A 17,691-nucleotide genomic window follows, 5' to 3' on the forward strand; every position below is an offset into this window, starting at 1 on the left:
GTTTTGCACGTTATCGCACAATTCGACTTATCCAGTTACGTAGAAATCGCGATCGCCGAATTGGAAAAGCAAGGCATCCGCCGCCGGCAGCTCGTCGCCGTGCCTTTGGAGACGAGGCCGCCGCGCAGACGGATGATCGATACGATCCACCGATCCGACGGCGAATCGCTCATCGACGTCGGCATGGCGCTCGGGACGGCGGTCTCCGTCGTTACCGCATCGGTCGGGATGACGCTCGAATGGGGTCCGATCGTGTGGGGACTGATCGGAGCCGCGGGCGGGTTCGGCATCGGCCTAATATTCGATATATTGCAATCTCGGCGAAGGCGGCGGCGGCAGAAATATCGGCGCATCGGCGAAGTCGTCATTATCGTCGATTGCGACGAACTGCAGGCCGAGCGCGTCGCCGACACGATGTGGCGCCACCAAGCGCTGGGCGTCGCCATCATTCCGGAGTGATCGAGAACACAATAAGCATAGCAGGAGGGAATAGGCGTGAGCGATAGAGCATGTCCCGTTTTGGCCGTCGTCGTGCCTTGTTACAACGAGGAAGACGTGCTGCCGGAAACGATTCGCCGCATACGTCAGCAGCTGGATCGCTTGATGCAAGCGAAGAAAATCGACGAGAACAGCTTTATGCTGCTTGTGGACGACGGAAGCGGGGACAATACGTGGCCGATCATCGCCGCATACCACGAACGCGACGCGGCGGTGCGCGGCATCAAGCTGACGCGCAACGTCGGCCATCAGCATGCGCTGCTGTCGGGGTTGATGTACGCGAAGCAGGCGGCCGACTGCGTCATTTCGATCGATGCGGATTTGCAGGACGACGTCGAAGCGTTCGGCGAATTTATCGACCGGTTCCAGGAAGGCTGCGATATCGTATACGGCGTGCGGGCGGACCGGAAGGAAGACACGTGGTTTAAGAAAGGGACCGCGCTGGCGTTTTACCGATTGATGCGCAAAATGGGAACGCCGGTCATTTACAACCACGCGGATTACCGGCTCATGAGCGCGCGGGCGCTGGAGCAGCTCGCAAGCTACCGCGAATCGAATTTGTTTTTGCGCGGGTTGATCCCGCAGCTGGGCCTTCGCTCATCGGTCGTGTACTACCATCGGTATGCACGGTTCGCAGGCGAATCGAAATACCCGCTGCGCAAAATGCTCTCGTTCGCTTGGAACGGCATCACCTCGCTCAGCGTCGCGCCGATTCGGCTCGTGCTATCGCTCGGACTCGCGCTGTTCGGCTTCAGCATCGCGGCGTCCGCGTACGCGCTCGTTTCGCACGGGCGGGGAGCCGCGGTGCCGGGGTGGACGTCGATCATGCTCACCTGCTCGCTGCTCGGCGGCATTCAGTTGATCAGCTTGGGCGTCGTCGGCGAATACGTGGGGAAAGTGTACAAAGAAACGAAGCGGCGGCCTCCCTACTTTATCGAGACGACCGCGGACGAACAAACGCCGCGGGCCGCCGTCCGCGCGTATCCGGCGCTCGAGGACGATCGCCGTTCCGCGGAATTGCTGCAATGATTTCAATTCGCCGTAGTCCCGACGCCTCCGATCGGCTACAATGGAAGGAGACGACATGGGACGGCGAGGTGGGAACGATGTTTTTGGCGATCCGAATCGACAAGAAGGCAGTATGGGTCCTCATGGGCTTGTATACTGCCTTTTTGCTTTATATGATGCTGTTCGGCTTCGATCGTACCGTGTACGGGAAGGAGGAGCTGGCTTTGCGGCTGAATCTCGTTCCATTCACGACGATTCACCGGTACGTGTTCCATGCGGATGCGTTCACGCTCGGAACATGGGCCGTCAACTTATTCGGCAATATCGGCGTGTTCGTGCCGTACGGCCTGTTGCTGCCGATGCTGTGGAACCGGTGCCGCTCGTTCCACGGTATGCTGGGGACGTTCCTGTCCGGTTTGTTCGTCGCCGAGCTGCTCCAATTGCTGCTTCGCGTCGGCAGCTTCGACGTGGACGATTTTTTGCTGAACGCGATCGGAGCTTGCATCGGGTATGCCGTATATAGAACACTGCGCGGCAGGAACCAAAACAAAAAGACCGGCTGAACCGGTCTTTCGGGTCGCGGTGTCGGGCTTACAGCATCGGACGAAGGAACATCATGGCGAACAGCAGCACGCCAAGGATGGATGCGGCGGACATGAAGCGATTCAGCTTAGCGAGCAGGGCGGATTCCGCGGCGGGAACCGGATTCGCGTCCGCTTCCGGCGTCGAGGCGATCCATTCGTTCAATTTTTTGCCGAGCGGGGCGGCGAAGCCAATGACGATGATTTGGATGACGACGTACAGTCCGATGGAAATGATGATCCAAGGCTCGGAGAACGAGTAGCCCGTGACGGCGACGAGGATCAGGCCGGAGAGAACGGCCAGCGTGCCGCCGATTTTCGGGAACATTTCCAGCAGGTGGACGTATTTCAACGAGTGGCGAAGCTCGCCGACCGATTGGTTGGCGCGGAGCAGCACATGCGAAAAGTACGTCGGGCCTACGCCGATAATTGCGGTTAACACATGAAATAAGAGCAGCCACCGAACCCAATCCATGACATCCCGTCCTTTTCTTTTATCCTTGTTTTCCTGATCATATTAACATGGTAAATTATGTGTGGAAACGTAGTTATAGGACTTTTGAAATATTTATTTTTTTATGGAGGGGACGAATATGCCGGTACCGACGCAGCCGCGGTTCGCCCCATATGGGGAGCAGGCCGTCGTCCTGACGTTCGGGGACGCGTTCGAACCGGAGGCGCATCGGGGCGTCGTTCAGGCGGCCAACGGCCTGGCACTGCGACCGTTCCCGGGATATCGGGAGGCGGTGCCTACCTACACAACGATATGCGTCTTCTACGATGTGATCGAGGTACTCGAAGCGCTGGCGGCATCGGGGATGCGAAATGCCGGCGCCGCGGCCGCGTACGATGCCGTGTGCGGATGGATCCGGGAGCGGATCGTGGAGAGCGGGGAGGCAAGCGGAGTAGGGAAAACGGTGCGAATTCCGGTCTGCTACTGCGCCGTCTGCGGGCCGGACTTGCCCGCCGTTGCGGAGGCTGCCGGATTGGCGCCCCAGGAGGCGGCGGCGCTGCACAGCAAGGCTCGATATACGGTAGCGATGATCGGCTTTCTGCCGGGGTTTCCCTATTTGACCGGGCTGCCGTCGGCGCTGTCCGTGCCGAGGCTCGATACGCCGCGGGCGCTCGTACCGCGCGGCAGCGTGGCGATCGCCGGCGGGCAGAGCGGCATTTACCCGGCGGACAGCCCGGGCGGCTGGCGGCTCATCGGCAGGACGCTCCTTCCGCTGTTCCGGACGGACCGCGATCCTCCGAGCTTGCTGGAGATCGGGGACGCGGTGCGGTTCGAGCCGGTCGATCATGCGGAAGCGGAAGGAGCGGCAACGAGATGAGCCTGGTGGTGCAAAGTCCCGGTCTGTTCACGACCGTGCAGGACGCCGGACGCTTCGGGTGGCGTCGGTTCGGCGTCGTCGTCGGCGGTCCGATGGACGCCGATTCGTTCGCGGCCGCCAACGCGCTGGTCGGCAACGTTCCTGGCGCGGCCGCCTTGGAGATGACGCTGGCCGGCGGCACGTTCGCGCTCGAAGCGGATGCGCTCATCGCCGTCTGCGGCGCGGATATGGCGCCGACGGTCGACGGCGCGCCGCTGCCGATGTGGCGCCCCGTCCGCGTGCCGGCCGGCGCGACGATCCGGTTCGGCGCTGCGGCGCGCGGGCGGTACGCCTATTTGGCGGCGGCCGGCGGCATCCGCGTGCCCGAAGTGCTGGGCAGCCGCTCCGCTTCGACGCGCGGCCCGTTCCCGGGGCTTGCCGGCAGAATTCTGCAAGCCGGCGACGCACTGCCGATCGAGCCGCATCCCCCGCTGCGAGGCGGGGCGACGGCCGCGGATCGGCCGTACCGGGCGCCTCGCTGGCTGCTGGGCGAGGGGTGGCGGTTCGCCGCGCCCGACGCGGTCGGCGAGCGGGTCGTGCGCGCGCTTCGCGGCCGCGAATGGGACCGATTCGACGCCGAGACGCGGCGCCGCATCGAGACCGGCGACTGGACGTTCGTCGTTCGGGCGGAATCCGACCGGATGGGCTACCGGCTCGATCCGGATCGGGCGCCGACGGCCGCCCGCGCGAACATGCTCTCGGAAGCGGTCGCGCCCGGGACGATTCAAGTGCCGCCGGACGGCAGGCCGATCGCCCTCATGGCCGACAGCCAAACGACCGGCGGCTACCCGCGCCTGCTGCAGGTGTGCGCCGTCGATCTCGGCTTGCTGGCGCAAACTCGCCCGGGCGGCGTCGTCCGCGTGCGGCTGATCGAGCATGAACAAGCCGTCGAGCTGTGGCTGGACCGCGCCCGACAATGGCGCTGGCTGCGGGAGCGGCTGCGCTGGACGACTTGGAACGAGGAGGAATGAAGAACGTTGAAGACGACGATCGATCTCAACTGCGATATGGGAGAAGGATTCGGCGCCTACTCGTTCGGGAACGACGAGGCGCTGCTGCGCTGGATTAGCTCGGCGAACGTCGCCTGCGGCTTTCACGCCGGCGACCCGAGCGTCATGCGCCGCACGGTAAAGCTGTGCTTGGAGCGCGGCGTGCGCATCGGCGCGCATCCCGGCTTGCCCGACCGGCAAGGCTTCGGGCGGCGGACGATGGCGCTGACCGCGGAGGAGACGTTCGATATAACGTTATACCAAATCGGCGCGCTGCAGGCGATCGCGAAGGCGGAGGGCGGAACGGTCGTCCAAGTGAAGCCGCACGGCGCGCTGTACCATATGGCCGAGGAGGACGAAGCGATCGCGAAAGCCATCGCCGAAGCGACGAGGGCGGCGGGCGAAACGCTCGCCCTCGTCGGGCTGTCCGGCGGCCGGCTCGTCGCGACGGGCCGATCGCTCGGCTTGCGCGTGCGCGAGGAAGCGTTCGCCGATCGCGCGTACGCAGCCGGCGGCGGTCTAGCACCGCGCTCCCTCCCCGGCGCGGTGCTGGCCGATCCGACCGCTGCCGCGGCGCAAGCGCTGCGCCTCGCGCAGAGCGGCGTCGTGGCGACGTTAGGCGGCGCGGAAGCGTCCGTGAATGCGGATACGATCTGCATTCATGGGGACGGACCGCATGCGGCGCTGCACGCCGAGGCGATCTACAAGGCGTTGACGTCCGCAGGCATTCGGATCGGAGGCGGCGGACATGATGAATGAAGAACGTCGTTTGGCGCTAGCGAAGCGCGTTGCCGTGGAAGCGGCGCAGGCCGCAGGACGGCATGCGAAAAGCCGTTTTGCATCCGAGTACGCCGTTGCCGAAAAAGGCGACCACGGCGACTTGGTTACCGATGTAGATATCGAATCCGAGCGCATCATCCTTGATGCGATCCGCGCGGAGTTCCCGGACGATGAGATCCGCAGCGAGGAATCGGGTTGGAGCGGCGTTCAGGGCGATTGGCTGTGGCTCGTCGACCCGCTGGACGGTACGAACAATTTCGCTATTGGATTACCGGCTTTCGGCGTAGCAATCACGCTCCTGCACCGCCGACGGCCTGTGCTCGGCGTCGTTCACGAATCGATGACCGACCGCACGTATTGCGCCGTCGAAGGGCAAGGGGCGGAATGCAACGGAATGCCGTTCATCATCGGCGAGGAACGCGCCGGCAAGCCGCTGCTGCGCCGAACAGTCGGATGGATCCAAGGTCACCAGGTACAGAAGGATCCCGAGGCAATGCGGCTGAAGTCACTTCTCGATGAAAGCTGCAAACGCTCGCTCCGCTTATGGGCGCCCGCGTTGTTGTGGACAATGCTCGCTCGCGGGCAGCTCGACGGCATCGTGCTGTACGATTCGGAAGGCGACGACTTGTACGCGGGCGTATTGATCGCGAAGGAAGCCGGCGCGAGCGTCGTTCGGTTCGACGGCTCTCCGTTCGATGGGATGGACGACCATCCGTTCCTTGTCGCCGGGCGAGGCGACGGGCTGCGACAGCTGCTCGAACTTGTACGCCGAAGCGAAGGCGCGTAACTCGCACCCCGAAGCTTTCCCATATTCCGCATAAAACGGTTCCCCTCGCAGAACGCTAAACCGTACCCGTGGGAGAAAGACGGACACGGCGAAGTACGAACGCGAAGGAGGGAACGCCATGACGTCGAACACGTCCGAATTCGTGCGGAAGGTGCACGAGACGCAAGTGAAGGACGAGTTAAATCGTAAACGGCAGGGAGCCGGCCATCCGGACGAAAAGCTGCCGAACCATCAGCATCGCAAAGGCAGAGGCGACTAAGCCTTTGCCCCGACGCCCCGTCTTGTTCCGGCCCGACACGGTCCGCGACGAGGCGGGGTTTTTCGTTAACCGGCGGCGCGGATCGCTTCCGAGAGACGGTTTTTAATGAATTGGATTTTCTTCCGGGCGAAAAATTGAAGCGGCGCTCCCGACAAATCCTTAGGCTTGATCGCAGCGTCGGTCTCGTTGTCGATGATTAGCACCGTACCGTTCGGATAAAACCGAAACGTGTAGTCGTACCCGCGTTCGATAAAACGAAAAATTTGCAATTGGTTTGTCATAGGAACACCGCCTTATGGGAACGTTTGTTTGTGTTTATTATAGCAAACGTTTGTTCGGTTGTGAAGAGAAAATTTCCAATTTTGAGGAGGCGTGTTCCGAAGCAGGAATTTTTCGGGTTCCGTTCGAATACATAAAGGGAATCACTTATAAAGGCGGAGACTTCGGAATGATAAGCAGTGTATTTGTACGTTCGGTATGGGACTGGACGAAAACGGGCGTCGTCGCGGTAACGGCGGCCGTATTGATAAACTCGTATGTGCTTCAGGCGTTCCAGGTGAAGGGCGAGTCGATGCTTCCCACCCTGCATAATGCCGATTCCACGTTCGCCCTCAAAATTCAATCTTCCTATGATTATGGAGATATCGTCATCATTGACAGCCGCATCGGGCAGCCCCGGGATTGGCTCGACCCGGTGCTCGAGCACCCGCTCGTCGCCAAACTGCTTGGATCGGAAGCCGAATATTTGTGGGTCAAACGCGTCATCGGCAAGCCGGGCGACATGCTCGAGTTTCGGGACGGTCAAGTCATCCGCAACGGCGTTGCGATCGACGAGCCGTACGTGCTCGAACCGATGCAGGCAGCGCCGGACCCGGTCATCGTTCCCGAAGGGAAGCTGTTCGTAATGGGCGATAATCGAAACAACAGCTTGGACAGCCGCGTCATCGGGCCCGTACCGGTGTCGAACGTCATCGGTAAAGTCATTTTCTCGTATTGAATCCGACACCCATCAAGGAGACGCATCCGTGGACTTATACTTCAACGATACGCTGCGGCGCAAAGCCGAAAACTGGCTGCCGGAGCGGACGATCACCCAACTTGCGGAAGCGCTGCGCCTAGGCGAAACGACGAGCGAAGAGCTCGTCCTCATGTATATCTATCGCATCTGGATTCACGACCGCGCCGGCGCCGGCTTGAACTCCGTTCTGGAAATCAATCCTGACGCCATGCGCATCGCCCGGCAAAAAGACGAGGAACGCCGCCGCGGTCTCGCCGCAAACCCGCTTCATGGCATTCCCGTGCTGCTGAAGGACAACATCGACACGGCGGACAGAATGCATACGAGCGCAGGCTCCATCGCGCTCGCCGATTCGTTCGCGGACGAAGACGCCTTCGTCGCGGCCAAGCTGCGAAAGGCAGGGGCGATTTTGCTCGGCAAAACGAACATGACCGAATGGGCGAATTTCATGGCCGAGAACATGCCGTCCGGATACAGCTCCCGCGGGGGGCAAGTGCTGAATCCGTATCACCCGGGAACGGCGTTCGTGGGCGGCTCCAGCTCCGGATCGGGCGCGGCCGTCGCGGCGAACTTGGCAGCCGCGGCCATCGGCACCGAAACGTCCGGCTCGATCATATCGCCGGCCAGCCAGCATAACGCCGTCGGCATCAAGCCGACCGTCGGACTCGTCTCTCGCAGCGGCATCATTCCGATCTCGCCAAGTCAGGATACCGCGGGGCCGATCGCCCGGACGGTCGCGGACGCCGCGCTCGTCCTGACGGCGATCGCCGGCTTCGATCCTTCGGACGCCGCGACCAACGTAATAGCGGGGGCTGCGGCGATCGAATATACATCGTTCCTGGACAAGAACGGTCTGCAAGGCGCCCGCATCGGCGTGCCGCGCGGTTACTACAAGGAACTGCCGGAACCATCGGCGAGTTGCATAGACGAAGCGATCGACGCGCTTCGGCGGGCGGGGGCGGAAGTCGTTGATCCGGTGTCGATCCCGTCCGAAAACGATCCGTGGGATTACATCGTACTGAAGTACGAATTCAAACCTGCGCTTAACGCTTACTTAAGCCGCTTGGGACCGCATGTTCCGGTACATTCGCTGCGGGACGTCATTCGCTTCAACGAAGCGCATGCGGACGTCGCGCTTAAATACGGCCAGTCCGTGCTGCAGGAGTCGGAGGCGACGACCGGCGCCCTTGGGGAAGCCGAATATATTGAAGCGAGGCGCTCCGACCTCGAACGTTCCCGAACGCACGGCATCGACGCCGCATTGCGGGAGCATCGGCTGGATGCGCTCGTCTTCCCCAACAACTGGGGCTGCGGCATCGCGTGCAAAGCCGGCTATCCGCTCATCACCGTGCCTGCCGGGTTCGCCGAACGCGAGCCGGTCGGATTGACGTTCGTTGCGGGCGCCTTCTCGGAACCGCTGCTGATTCGACTCGCATACGCGTTCGAACAAGCGACGAAACATCGGCGCGCCCCCGATTTAACTTCGAACTCGGTTTTGCTATCATAATGTATGAAATGCTCCAGAGTATGCGGCACATCCGAATGTCGAAATCGTCGCCTTCGTCGATCCGGCCGCCGAACGAGCCCAGAAGCTCGCGGACAAATACGGCGGCAAAGAGTACACCGACCATCGAACGATGCTCGCAGCCGAAAAGCCTGACGCGGTAAGCGTATGCACGCCGAACGCGTTTCACGCGCCGATTTCGATTGATGCGGCGAACGCGGGCGCGCACGTGCTTTGCGAGAAGCCGAGGCCGTCTCCGCGGAGGAAGCGCAGCGCATGATTGAAGCGGCTCGCGGCAACGGCGTCTATCTCATGATCGGTCATAACCAGAGGTACATGCGTTCCGCACCTCCTTCGGCCATCCCGGACCGAAAAATTGGAGCGTCGAAGGAAAAGAGGGATGGTTTTTCCAAAAGCACAAGTCGTTCGTCGGCACGCTCCACAAGGAAAATACGGACGTTGACGATAACGCGACCTGCATTTTGCGTATGAAAAGCGGCGCGATCGGCTCCCTAGTCGCGTCCTGGACGTATTACCGCGGCGAGGACAATAGCACGGTGCTCTGGTGCGCGAATGGCGTCATGAAAATCGGCACGCATCCGGAGGATCAAGTCATCGTCGAGCTCCGGGACGGGGCGGTGGAAAAGTACAACGTCGGCGGCATTTCGACGAACGAGAAGCAACTGACGAGCGGCGTCATCGACGCGTTCATCGAATCCATCGTGACGAGCACGCCACCGTCGATCTCGGGCGAGGAAGGCGCAAAGTCGCTCGGCGTCATCCTAGCGGCAATGGAGTCGCAAGCGAAGGGCGCGATCGTGAAAGTGAACTAATCGAAACGTTATCGCTTGAGCAGGCAGCCAAGCTCTCCACCCCGGAACTTCGGGGACGGGGAGCTTTTTTCGTATTGGGCGTCGCGTTGCGTCTGTCCAAAAATGTCCAATGCAAGATGCTCCGATTCAACAAAGGAACAAGATAGTTAGCCGGGGGTGAGGAGGACAGCATCGAGATGGACAATTAGGGCCAGGAACTCGATCAACTGAAAGGCGGCCGCGAAGTGCATGGCATCGGTTTGATGAAAATGACCGCGGGGCCCGGACAACTGCGGTTCTCCGAATTGAGCGCGGCATTGCGTTTGTCCAAAAATGTCCAAGACCCGGTGGCCAGTCTCAAGAAAGGAACCAGATAGTTAGCCGGGGGAGGGTGGGACAGCACCGAGATGGACAATTAGGGCCGGGAACTCGATCAACTGAAAGTCGGACGCGAAGCACATCGCATCGGGTTTGATGAAAATGACCGCGGGACCCGGACAACGGCAGTTCTCCGAATTGAGCGCGGCAATCCGCTTGTCCAAAAATGTCCAAGACCCGGTGGCCAGTCTCAAGAAAGGAACAAGATAGTTAGCCGGGGGAGAGGAGGACAGCTCGGGACAATTAGGGCCAGGAACTCGATCAACTGAAAGTCGGCGCCGCGAAGCGCACGGCATCGGGGGGGTGATGAAAATGACCGCGGGACCCGGACAACGGCGGTTCTCCGAATTGAGCGCGGCAATGCGTTTGTCCAAAAATGTCCAAGACCCGGTGGCCAGTCTCAAGAAAGGAACCAGATAGTTAGCCGGGGGAGGGTGGGACAGCACCGAGATGGACAATTAGGGCCGGGAACTCGATCAACTGAAAGGCGGACGTGAAGCACATCGCATCGGGTTTGATGAACATGACCGCGGGGCCCGGACAACGGTGGATCTCCGAATTGAGCGCGGCGTTGCGTTTGTCCAAAAATGTCCAAGGCTCGGTGGCCAGTCTCAAGAAAGGGAACAAGATAGTTAGCCGGGGAGAGGAGGACAGCATCGAGATGAACAATTAGGGCCAGGAACTCGATCAACTGAAAGGCGGCCGCACAGCGCATCGCATCGGGTTTGATGAAAATGACAGCGGGGCTCGGACAACGGCGGTTCTCCATATTGAGCGCGGCAATCCGCTTGTCCAAAAATGTCCAAGGCTCGGTGGCCAGTCTCAAGAAAGGAACAAGATAGTTAGCCGGGGGAGGGAGAGACAGCACCGAGATAGACAATTAGGGCCGGGAACTCGATCAACTGAAAGGCGGTCGCGCAGCGCTTAGCATCGGGTTTAATGAAAATGACCGCGGGGCTCGGACAACGGTGGATCTCCGAATTGAGCGCGGCAATGCGTTTGTCCAAAAATGTCCAAGGCTCGGTGGCCAGTCTCAAGAAAGGAACAAGATAGTATTTCCGGGAAGGGGGAATGAGTCAAAAAGAACAATTGGGGAGCCGAATCAGAACAGCGACAGGGAGGGAATGGGAGAAGCGTGAAAGCGGGGAGCTAACGGACAATTGGTGAAGTAGGGAGCCGAAACAGGACAAACAACTGCTGAATGGGAAATTCGGTCGCATAAGCGAATGCAATAGGGATCTGGGGGCGTACAGCAGTTGGAGGGGGGAGGGGATTATTGGGACCTACTTGCGAGGAGCGGGCTGGTACGCAAAAAGAAGTCGCTAGAGCGAGGAGGGGGATGGCGTAATTCGGGAGGACGACACAAGCGGACAACACGTTTGCGAATACAACATTATTATGGAGGGGTAAATGATGCCGCGCATTCAATGGACATATCCAACGCATCCATACGATCTATCCAGAAAATTAAAAGTGGAAGACTACCTGCTGCCGAAAACGAAACAGGAGCGCCGGGGCGCACTGAGACGGATGGAGCTCGAGTTGGACAAGGAGGCGTTGCTGTCTCCTCTGAAGAGGTATAAGTATAACTGGGATTTACGTAAAGTAGTTGCTTTGCTGCTGTCGGAGCAGGTCCGAATCGTCGCGACGGCGGGAGCGGATACCGGAAGGTATGTGCTTGCGCGGCGAAAGCCGAAGCCGGAGGAGCTCTGGCTTCCGGTTCCGGAGGCGGCTCGCCATGCGGGGTTGACGCCTGCCGCTCTCTATAAACGGATCCAACGCGGGAGCGTCGAGGCGCGTCGGGATCCGATGAGGGGGCTCTGCGTCGATGCGCTTCGGCTGCGGCCGCTTTGACGGAATCGCGTTTTTCGTGCATCATAGTAGATACTACTATGGGAATCGGGAGGGATTCGACGTGTTGGCGCAGGAAATGATCGAGGCGATGTCGAAACGCGGACTTCGCGTGACGGACCAGCGGAAAACGTTGGCGCGGCTGTTCGCGGAGGCTCCCGGTTACTTGTCGGCGAAGGACGTTTACGAAGCGATGGGCAAAGTGTACGGCGGCCTCAGCTTCGACACGGTGTATCGGAATTTGCGGGTGCTTCAAGAGATGGGCGTGCTGGAGCAGTTCGTCTTCGAGGACGGCGTAAAGTTTAAGGCGCACTGCCAGGAGCACGGGCATCACCACCACGCGATTTGCATGAACTGCGAGAAGACGTACGCAGTGCCGTTCTGCCCGCTCGACATTCAAGTCGATTTGCCCCAGGGCTTTCAGGTCGTAAAGCACAAATTCGAGCTGTTCGGGTATTGCGAGGCGTGCGGCGCCCAAGCGGAGACTGGAGGGGCCGGCGCGAAATGAAGCGTGTCGTGCAGGCGCCGATTCACGTGTACCGGAAATTGATTTCGCCGCTGTTTCCGCCGACGTGCCGGTTTTACCCGACGTGTTCGGCTTATGCGCTCGAGGCGATCGAGGTGCACGGGGCGGCGCGCGGGAGCTGGCTGGCGGCGAAACGGATCGCGCGCTGCCATCCCTTCCACCCCGGAGGGATCGATCCGGTGCCTCCGAGGCGGGGTGGCGGCAGCGCGACTTGACTTCCGCTCGGCGGAAAATTATAGTGGTGAATAAGTAGATACTTGTCGATTTCTATGAAGAGATGAGTACGGGAACGCGCGATTATCGCAGAGAGCCGGGGCAGGTGGAAGCCGGCATAATCGGAGCCCGGAAGATGGTCTCGGAGAATTGTCCGGCGAGCCGCGCAATCGAAGATGCGCGCGTGAGGCGGGCACGCAGTTCCGGCGTTAACGGAAGAGTCCCGCCGCGCCTACGGCAGCGGAGCGAGGACTCGGCAAGCCGATCCGGCGCGAGCCGGACGGGAACACGGGTGGTACCGCGTGAGCGAACAGAGCTCTCGTCCCTTGGAGGGGATGAGGGCTTTTTATTTTGGAATGGAGGCAGAAAAGGATGAGCGAAACACGGAACACATTTTACATTACGACGCCGATTTACTACCCGAGCGACAAGCTGCACATCGGGCATGCGTATTGCACGGTGGCGGCCGACGTCATGGCCCGGTACAAACGGCTGCGCGGATACGATGTCCGGTTTCTGACGGGCACCGACGAGCACGGCCAAAAAATCGAGCGGAAGGCAAAGGAAAAGGGCGTTACGCCGCAAGCGTATGTGGACCACATCGTCAGCGGCATCAAGGAGCTGTGGAGCAAGCTGCACATTACGCATGACGACTTCATTCGCACGACGGAAGAGCGCCATAAGCGGTCCGTCGAGCGCATTTTCCAGCAGCTGCTCGATCAAGGCGACATCTACCTCGGCACGTACGAAGGCTGGTACTGTACGCCGGACGAGGCGTTCTTCACGGAGCGTCAGCTCGTGGACGGCAAATGTCCGGACTGCGGTCGCGAAGTCGAGCTGGTGAAGGAAGAGTGTTATTTCTTCCGGATGAGCAAATACGCGGACCGGCTGGTCGAATATTACGAGCAGCACCCTGGATTCATCGAGCCCGAATCGCGCAAGAACGAGATGATCAATAATTTCATCAAGCCGGGTCTCGAGGATTTGGCGGTGTCGCGGACGACGTTCGATTGGGGCGTGAAAGTGCCGTCCGACCCGAAGCATGTCGTCTACGTGTGGATCGACGCGCTGTCGAACTACATTACGGCGCTCGGCTACGGCTCTGAAAACGATGAGCTGTATCAAAAATATTGGCCGGCGGACGTGCATCTCGTCGGGAAAGAAATCGTGCGCTTCCACGTTATTTACTGGCCGATCATGCTGATGGCGCTCGGCCTGCCGCTGCCGAAAAAGGTGTTCGGCCACGGCTGGTTCATAACGAAAGAAGGGAAAATGTCGAAGTCGAAAGGCAACGTTATCGATCCGGTCGTGCTCATCGACAAGTACGGCATCGATGCGCTGCGCTATTTCTTGCTGCGCGAAGTGCCGTTCGGGACGGACGGGACGTTCACGCCGGAAGGGTTCATCGAACGAATCAATTTCGATCTCGCGAACGACCTCGGCAACCTGCTGAACCGGACTGTCGTCATGATCGACAAATATTTCGGCGGCGCGATTCCCGCGTACGTGCCGAACGCGACGGAGTTCGACGCAACGCTTGTCGAAACGGCGACGTCGACGGTGCGCAAGGTGGAGGAGGCGATGGAGGACATGCAGTTCTCCGTCGCGTTGACTGCGATTTGGCAGCTCATTTCGCGCACGAACAAGTATATCGACGAAACGCAGCCGTGGAGCCTCGTGAAGGACGAAGGCAAGCGGGAGCAGCTCGGCTCGGTCATGTACCATCTGGCGGAGAGCTTGCGCATCGCCTCGGTGCTTCTCCGTCCGTTCCTGGTCAAGACGCCGGACGCGATCGAAGCGCAGCTCGGCTTCGCGGGCGCAGGCTTCGGTTGGGACAGCGCGCGCGAATTCGGCCTGCTCGCATCCGGCACGCGGGTGAGCAAGGCGGAGCCGATGTTCCCGCGACTCGACCCGGAAGCGGAGATCGCGTACATCCTGCAATCGATGAGCAAAGGCGCCGCCCCGGCGGAAGCGCCGCAGCCGGAGAAAAGCGCGGCAGCGCCAGAAGCCGCGGAGGGCGTCGCGCTCATCGGCATCGAGGACTTCGCGAAGGTGGAGCTGCGCGTCGCGGAAATCGTCGCCGCGGAGCCGGTGCCGAAGGCCGACAAGCTGCTCAAGCTGCAGCTCGACCTCGGCACGGAGCGCCGGCAGGTCGTCTCCGGCATCGCGATGCATTATAAGCCGGAGCAGCTCGTCGGCAAGAAAATCATCTGCGTTACGAACCTGAAGCCGGTGAAGCTGCGCGGCGAGTTGTCGCAAGGGATGATTCTCGCCGCTTCGGCCGGCGACAAGCTGACGCTGGCGACCGTCGAAGGCGATATCGCGAACGGCGCGAAGGTTAAATAGTAGAAATTACGATTAAATCGTTGACATGGATTCCGCACCCGCCGTATAATCTGTCTAGTAAATCGGAATATTTACGATTAATAGACGGAAATACGGAGGGTCTTTTTCCATGAACAAACGGTTTGCACCGATGTTGATCGGTTTGACGGCGGCGCTCGCGCTTGCGACCGGCTGCGCATCCCAAGGCGGAAGCGAAGCGCCGGAGGGCAAGGTGAGCGTCGTGACGTCGTTTTTCCCGCTGTACGATTTCGCGAAGACGATCGGCGGCGAACATGTGCATGTCGTCAACTTGATTCCGACCGGCGTCGAGCCGCATGACTGGACGCCGAAAAGCCAAGACATGGCGACGATTTCGAAGGCGCAAGTATTCGCATTCCAAGGCGCCGGCTTCGAAGGATGGACCGACGACGTGCTGGGCGGCATCGACGCGGACAAATTGGTCATCGTCGAAGCGAGCGAAGGCATATCCTTAATGGAAGCGTCGGCCGAGGAAGCGGAGCATGCGCACGAAGCCGAGGACGCGCATGCGGACGAAGCGCACGCGCATGAAACCGAGGACGCGCACGCGGAAGAGGCGCATGTCGAGGAAGGCCACGACCATGGCGCGTACGACCCGCATACGTGGCTTAGCCCGCGTTCGGCGCTGCAGATGGCGGAGAACGTGCTGGAAGGCCTGAAGCGGGCCGATCCGGCGCATGCGGCCGATTACGAAGCGAATTACGAAACGCTGAAAGCCGATTTGGAGGCGTTGGACGCCGCTTATATGGAGAAGCTGTCCGCCGTCTCGAACAAAGAGATGGTCGTGTCCCATCAAGCGTTCGGATATCTTGCGCGGGATTACGGCCTCGTCCAAATGCCGATCATGGGCATCTCTCCCGAAGGTGAGCCGACGGCGCAGGATTTGAAGGAAATCAGCGAGTTCGTGAAGGAGCACGGCGTGAAATACATTTTCACGGAAGAGCTCGTCTCGGACCGGCTGGCGAAAACGCTGGCGAGCGACCTCGGCGTCCAGACGCTGCCCCTCCATCCGTTGGAAGGGCTGACGGAAGCGGAAATGCAGGCGGGCGAGACATACGTTTCCTTAATGGAGAAAAACTTAGAGCAACTAGTGACGGCGCTGCAATAACGCAAGGAGGCGGAACGAATGACCGCTCAACAAGGTAACCGCGACGCGTCCGGGGATACGCCGGTCGTCAGCATCCGGAACCTCGGGTTTCGTTATGACGATAAAACCGTGATCGAGGATTTGAATTTCGATATTCATGCGCGCGACTTCGTCGGGCTGATCGGCTCGAACGGCGCGGGCAAAACGACGCTGCTGAAACTGCTCGTCGGCCTGTTGAAGCCGACGTCCGGCGAGCTGCAGCTGTTCGGCAAGCCGATCCGCTCGTTCGACGAATGGCACCGGATTGGCTACGTGCCGCAGAAGAACGCGCTCAACCCGCTGTTCCCGGCGACGGTCCGCGAGGTCGTCTTGTCGGGGCTTTACGGCAAGCGCAAGCTGTACCGCCGCGTTACGATGGCGGACCGCCAGCGGTGCGACGACGCGTTGTACGCGCTGCAAATCGCCGATCTCGCGGATCGGCGCATCGGGCAGCTGTCCGGAGGGCAGCAGCAGCGGGCGTTCCTCGCCCGGGCGCTGGCGAGCAATCCGGAGCTGCTCGTGCTCGACGAGCCGACGGTCGGCATCGACGCGGAGACGCAGCGCGCGTTCTTCTCGATGCTGCGCCACATGCATGCGCATCATCGCATTACGTTCCTCATGGTGTCTCACGATGTGGACATGATGCGCTCGTACCTCGGCGAGAGCCCGGTCGTGACGAACGGCAAGCTGAAATTTTTCGTGAAATCGATGGACAATACGGCGACGTGCGCCGAAACCGATTTGACGCATGCGTTGAAGGATTGGCCGGGGGCGGGCGAGCTCGTTCCCGCATACCAATAAGGAGGGCGGCGGAACGACGATGTGGGACATTTTCACGTTTCCGTTTTTCCAGCGCGCGCTCATCGGCGGCCTCTTGATCGGAGGCATGGCGCCGTTGCTCGGGGTGTTCCTCGTGCTGCGGCGCCTCTCCATGATCGGGGATACGATCGCGCACGTGTCGATCGCGGGCGTCGCGCTCGGCTTTTTGATCAACGTGTATCCGGTCGGCGTCGGCCTCGTGTTCGCGCTGTTGGCGGCGTTCGCGATCGAACGGCTCCGGAGCGCGTACCGGACCTACGCCGAGCTGTCGATCGCGATTATTATGTCCGGCGGCGTCGCGCTGGCGACGTTCCTGTTCACGGTCGGGGCGGGCTTTAATATGAACGTGACGAGCTTTTTCTTCGGGAGCATTTATTCGCTCAACATGGTCGATTTGTATACGATCGCGGCGGTGACGGTCATCGTTTGGAGCGTCGTCGCGACGTATGCGAAAGAGTATTTTTTGCTGACGTTCGACGAGGACGCGGCGAGCGTATCCGGGCTGCCGGTGCGGATGCTGAATCTGCTGCTGACGGTGCTGACGGCGCTCGTCATTTCGGTGGCGATCAAAATCGTCGGCGCGCTGCTCGTTTCGTCGCTCCTGACGATTCCGGTCGCCTGCAGCCTGCTTGCCGGCAAAAGCTTCAAGCAAACGATCATTTGGGCGGTCGTTTTCTCGGAAACGGCGGTGCTGCTCGGCCTGCTCGGCGCGGGCTGGTTCAATTTGGCGCCGGGCGCGTCGATTGTGTTATTATTGATCGTAATGTTGATCGGGCTCTTGACGGTAAGGAAAGGGTTCCGATTGTAA

The 17,691-nt window shown here is 60.5% G+C and carries 19 protein-coding genes and 1 pseudogene; 18 read left to right on the forward strand and 2 right to left on the reverse strand.

Annotated elements, in window-relative coordinates; translation table 11 throughout:
• Nucleotides 1-3: 3 nt before the first annotated feature.
• The 3 genes from VE009_RS09235 to VE009_RS09245 all read left to right on the forward strand — a co-directional run bounded on the left by VE009_RS09235 (nucleotide 4) and on the right by VE009_RS09245 (nucleotide 2,069).
• Complete coding sequence (locus VE009_RS09235; RefSeq protein ID WP_325007107.1) at nucleotides 4-459, forward strand: hypothetical protein; 456 nt, start codon at nucleotides 4-6, stop codon at nucleotides 457-459.
• A 36-nt stretch (nucleotides 460-495) separates the two neighbouring features.
• A complete protein-coding gene (locus VE009_RS09240; RefSeq protein WP_325007108.1) occupies nucleotides 496-1,527 on the forward strand; it encodes a glycosyltransferase family 2 protein in 1,032 nt (343 codons plus the stop codon).
• Between the two features lie 77 nt (nucleotides 1,528-1,604).
• Entirely contained in the window at nucleotides 1,605-2,069 is a 465-nt protein-coding gene (locus tag VE009_RS09245; protein ID WP_325007109.1) for a VanZ family protein, read from the forward strand.
• A gap of 28 nt (nucleotides 2,070-2,097) precedes the next feature.
• On the opposite strand, the gene VE009_RS09250 is transcribed toward VE009_RS09245, so the two are convergent.
• Nucleotides 2,098-2,562 carry a DUF2269 family protein gene (locus VE009_RS09250; RefSeq protein WP_325007110.1) on the reverse strand — a complete coding sequence of 155 codons (465 nt, stop codon included), beginning with the start codon at nucleotides 2,560-2,562 and terminating at the stop codon, nucleotides 2,098-2,100.
• A gap of 118 nt (nucleotides 2,563-2,680) precedes the next feature.
• Between VE009_RS09250 and pxpB the strand changes: the two genes are divergently transcribed.
• The 5 genes from pxpB to VE009_RS09275 all read left to right on the forward strand — a co-directional run bounded on the left by pxpB (nucleotide 2,681) and on the right by VE009_RS09275 (nucleotide 6,272).
• Entirely contained in the window at nucleotides 2,681-3,418 is a 738-nt protein-coding gene (gene pxpB, locus VE009_RS09255; protein WP_325007111.1) for a 5-oxoprolinase subunit PxpB, read from the forward strand.
• The gene (locus tag VE009_RS09260) at nucleotides 3,415-4,428 is read left to right on the forward strand and encodes a biotin-dependent carboxyltransferase family protein (RefSeq protein ID WP_325007112.1); all 1,014 of its coding nucleotides are present in this window, start codon (nucleotides 3,415-3,417) and stop codon (nucleotides 4,426-4,428) included. The genes pxpB and VE009_RS09260 overlap by 4 nt, the downstream gene beginning before the upstream one ends.
• Nucleotides 4,429-4,434: 6 nt before the next feature.
• A complete protein-coding gene (locus VE009_RS09265; protein ID WP_325007113.1) occupies nucleotides 4,435-5,205 on the forward strand; it encodes a 5-oxoprolinase subunit PxpA in 771 nt (256 codons plus the stop codon).
• Complete coding sequence (locus tag VE009_RS09270; RefSeq protein ID WP_325007114.1) at nucleotides 5,195-6,013, forward strand: inositol monophosphatase; 819 nt, start codon at nucleotides 5,195-5,197, stop codon at nucleotides 6,011-6,013. Before VE009_RS09265 ends, VE009_RS09270 begins: the two co-directional genes overlap by 11 nt.
• Before the next feature lie 118 nt (nucleotides 6,014-6,131).
• The gene (locus VE009_RS09275; RefSeq protein WP_325007115.1) at nucleotides 6,132-6,272 is read left to right on the forward strand and encodes a DUF4023 domain-containing protein; all 141 of its coding nucleotides are present in this window, start codon (nucleotides 6,132-6,134) and stop codon (nucleotides 6,270-6,272) included.
• A gap of 65 nt (nucleotides 6,273-6,337) precedes the next feature.
• Here the strand turns inward: VE009_RS09275 and VE009_RS09280 are convergent, their stop codons facing one another.
• Nucleotides 6,338-6,553, reverse strand: coding sequence for a hypothetical protein (locus tag VE009_RS09280; protein WP_325007116.1), 216 nt, complete (start codon nucleotides 6,551-6,553; stop codon nucleotides 6,338-6,340).
• 167 nt (nucleotides 6,554-6,720) lie between these two features.
• Between VE009_RS09280 and lepB the strand changes: the two genes are divergently transcribed.
• From lepB to VE009_RS09330, 10 genes and pseudogenes are all read left to right on the forward strand, one after another.
• Nucleotides 6,721-7,269 (forward strand): signal peptidase I, encoded by a 549-nt coding sequence (gene lepB, locus VE009_RS09285; RefSeq protein WP_325007117.1) that lies wholly within the window; start codon nucleotides 6,721-6,723, stop codon nucleotides 7,267-7,269.
• A 28-nt stretch (nucleotides 7,270-7,297) separates the two neighbouring features.
• A complete protein-coding gene (locus VE009_RS09290) occupies nucleotides 7,298-8,797 on the forward strand; it encodes an amidase family protein (protein ID WP_325007118.1) in 1,500 nt (499 codons plus the stop codon).
• Between the two features lie 13 nt (nucleotides 8,798-8,810).
• Nucleotides 8,811-9,627: pseudogene (locus VE009_RS09295) on the forward strand (Gfo/Idh/MocA family protein); the annotation flags it as partial.
• 1,767 nt (nucleotides 9,628-11,394) lie between these two features.
• Nucleotides 11,395-11,838 (forward strand): hypothetical protein, encoded by a 444-nt coding sequence (locus VE009_RS09300; protein WP_325007119.1) that lies wholly within the window; start codon nucleotides 11,395-11,397, stop codon nucleotides 11,836-11,838.
• A 76-nt stretch (nucleotides 11,839-11,914) separates the two neighbouring features.
• Nucleotides 11,915-12,343 carry a Fur family transcriptional regulator gene (locus VE009_RS09305; protein WP_414694817.1) on the forward strand — a complete coding sequence of 143 codons (429 nt, stop codon included), beginning with the start codon at nucleotides 11,915-11,917 and terminating at the stop codon, nucleotides 12,341-12,343.
• Nucleotides 12,340-12,576, forward strand: a complete 237-nt coding sequence (gene yidD / locus VE009_RS09310; protein ID WP_325007121.1) for a membrane protein insertion efficiency factor YidD — start codon at nucleotides 12,340-12,342, stop codon at nucleotides 12,574-12,576. The genes VE009_RS09305 and yidD overlap by 4 nt, the downstream gene beginning before the upstream one ends.
• Before the next feature lie 370 nt (nucleotides 12,577-12,946).
• Entirely contained in the window at nucleotides 12,947-14,920 is a 1,974-nt protein-coding gene (gene metG / locus VE009_RS09315; protein ID WP_325007122.1) for a methionine--tRNA ligase, read from the forward strand.
• A gap of 109 nt (nucleotides 14,921-15,029) precedes the next feature.
• Complete coding sequence (locus VE009_RS09320; protein WP_325007123.1) at nucleotides 15,030-16,046, forward strand: metal ABC transporter substrate-binding protein; 1,017 nt, start codon at nucleotides 15,030-15,032, stop codon at nucleotides 16,044-16,046.
• 18 nt (nucleotides 16,047-16,064) lie between these two features.
• A complete protein-coding gene (locus tag VE009_RS09325; RefSeq protein ID WP_325007124.1) occupies nucleotides 16,065-16,865 on the forward strand; it encodes a metal ABC transporter ATP-binding protein in 801 nt (266 codons plus the stop codon).
• A gap of 19 nt (nucleotides 16,866-16,884) precedes the next feature.
• On the forward strand, nucleotides 16,885-17,691 hold the full coding sequence (locus tag VE009_RS09330) for a metal ABC transporter permease (protein WP_325007125.1): 807 nt from the start codon (nucleotides 16,885-16,887) through the stop codon (nucleotides 17,689-17,691).

It is taken from the genome of Paenibacillus sp. (assembly GCF_035645195.1).
GTDB lineage: Bacteria > Bacillota > Bacilli > Paenibacillales > YIM-B00363 > Paenibacillus_AE.

Coding starts and splice junctions, on each gene's coding strand:
- VE009_RS09250 (WP_325007110.1), bottom strand. CDS start 2,562: ATGGATTGGGTTCGGTGGCTGCTCTTATTTCATGTGTTAACCGCAATT.
- VE009_RS09300 (WP_325007119.1), top strand. CDS start 11,395: ATGATGCCGCGCATTCAATGGACATATCCAACGCATCCATACGATCTA.
- VE009_RS09280 (WP_325007116.1), bottom strand. CDS start 6,553: ATGACAAACCAATTGCAAATTTTTCGTTTTATCGAACGCGGGTACGAC.
- VE009_RS09275 (WP_325007115.1), top strand. CDS start 6,132: ATGACGTCGAACACGTCCGAATTCGTGCGGAAGGTGCACGAGACGCAA.
- VE009_RS09325 (WP_325007124.1), top strand. CDS start 16,065: ATGACCGCTCAACAAGGTAACCGCGACGCGTCCGGGGATACGCCGGTC.
- VE009_RS09245 (WP_325007109.1), top strand. CDS start 1,605: ATGTTTTTGGCGATCCGAATCGACAAGAAGGCAGTATGGGTCCTCATG.
- metG (WP_325007122.1), top strand. CDS start 12,947: ATGAGCGAAACACGGAACACATTTTACATTACGACGCCGATTTACTAC.
- yidD (WP_325007121.1), top strand. CDS start 12,340: ATGAAGCGTGTCGTGCAGGCGCCGATTCACGTGTACCGGAAATTGATT.
- VE009_RS09330 (WP_325007125.1), top strand. CDS start 16,885: ATGTGGGACATTTTCACGTTTCCGTTTTTCCAGCGCGCGCTCATCGGC.
- VE009_RS09320 (WP_325007123.1), top strand. CDS start 15,030: ATGAACAAACGGTTTGCACCGATGTTGATCGGTTTGACGGCGGCGCTC.
- VE009_RS09270 (WP_325007114.1), top strand. CDS start 5,195: ATGATGAATGAAGAACGTCGTTTGGCGCTAGCGAAGCGCGTTGCCGTG.
- VE009_RS09305 (WP_414694817.1), top strand. CDS start 11,915: ATGATCGAGGCGATGTCGAAACGCGGACTTCGCGTGACGGACCAGCGG.
- lepB (WP_325007117.1), top strand. CDS start 6,721: ATGATAAGCAGTGTATTTGTACGTTCGGTATGGGACTGGACGAAAACG.
- VE009_RS09260 (WP_325007112.1), top strand. CDS start 3,415: ATGAGCCTGGTGGTGCAAAGTCCCGGTCTGTTCACGACCGTGCAGGAC.
- pxpB (WP_325007111.1), top strand. CDS start 2,681: ATGCCGGTACCGACGCAGCCGCGGTTCGCCCCATATGGGGAGCAGGCC.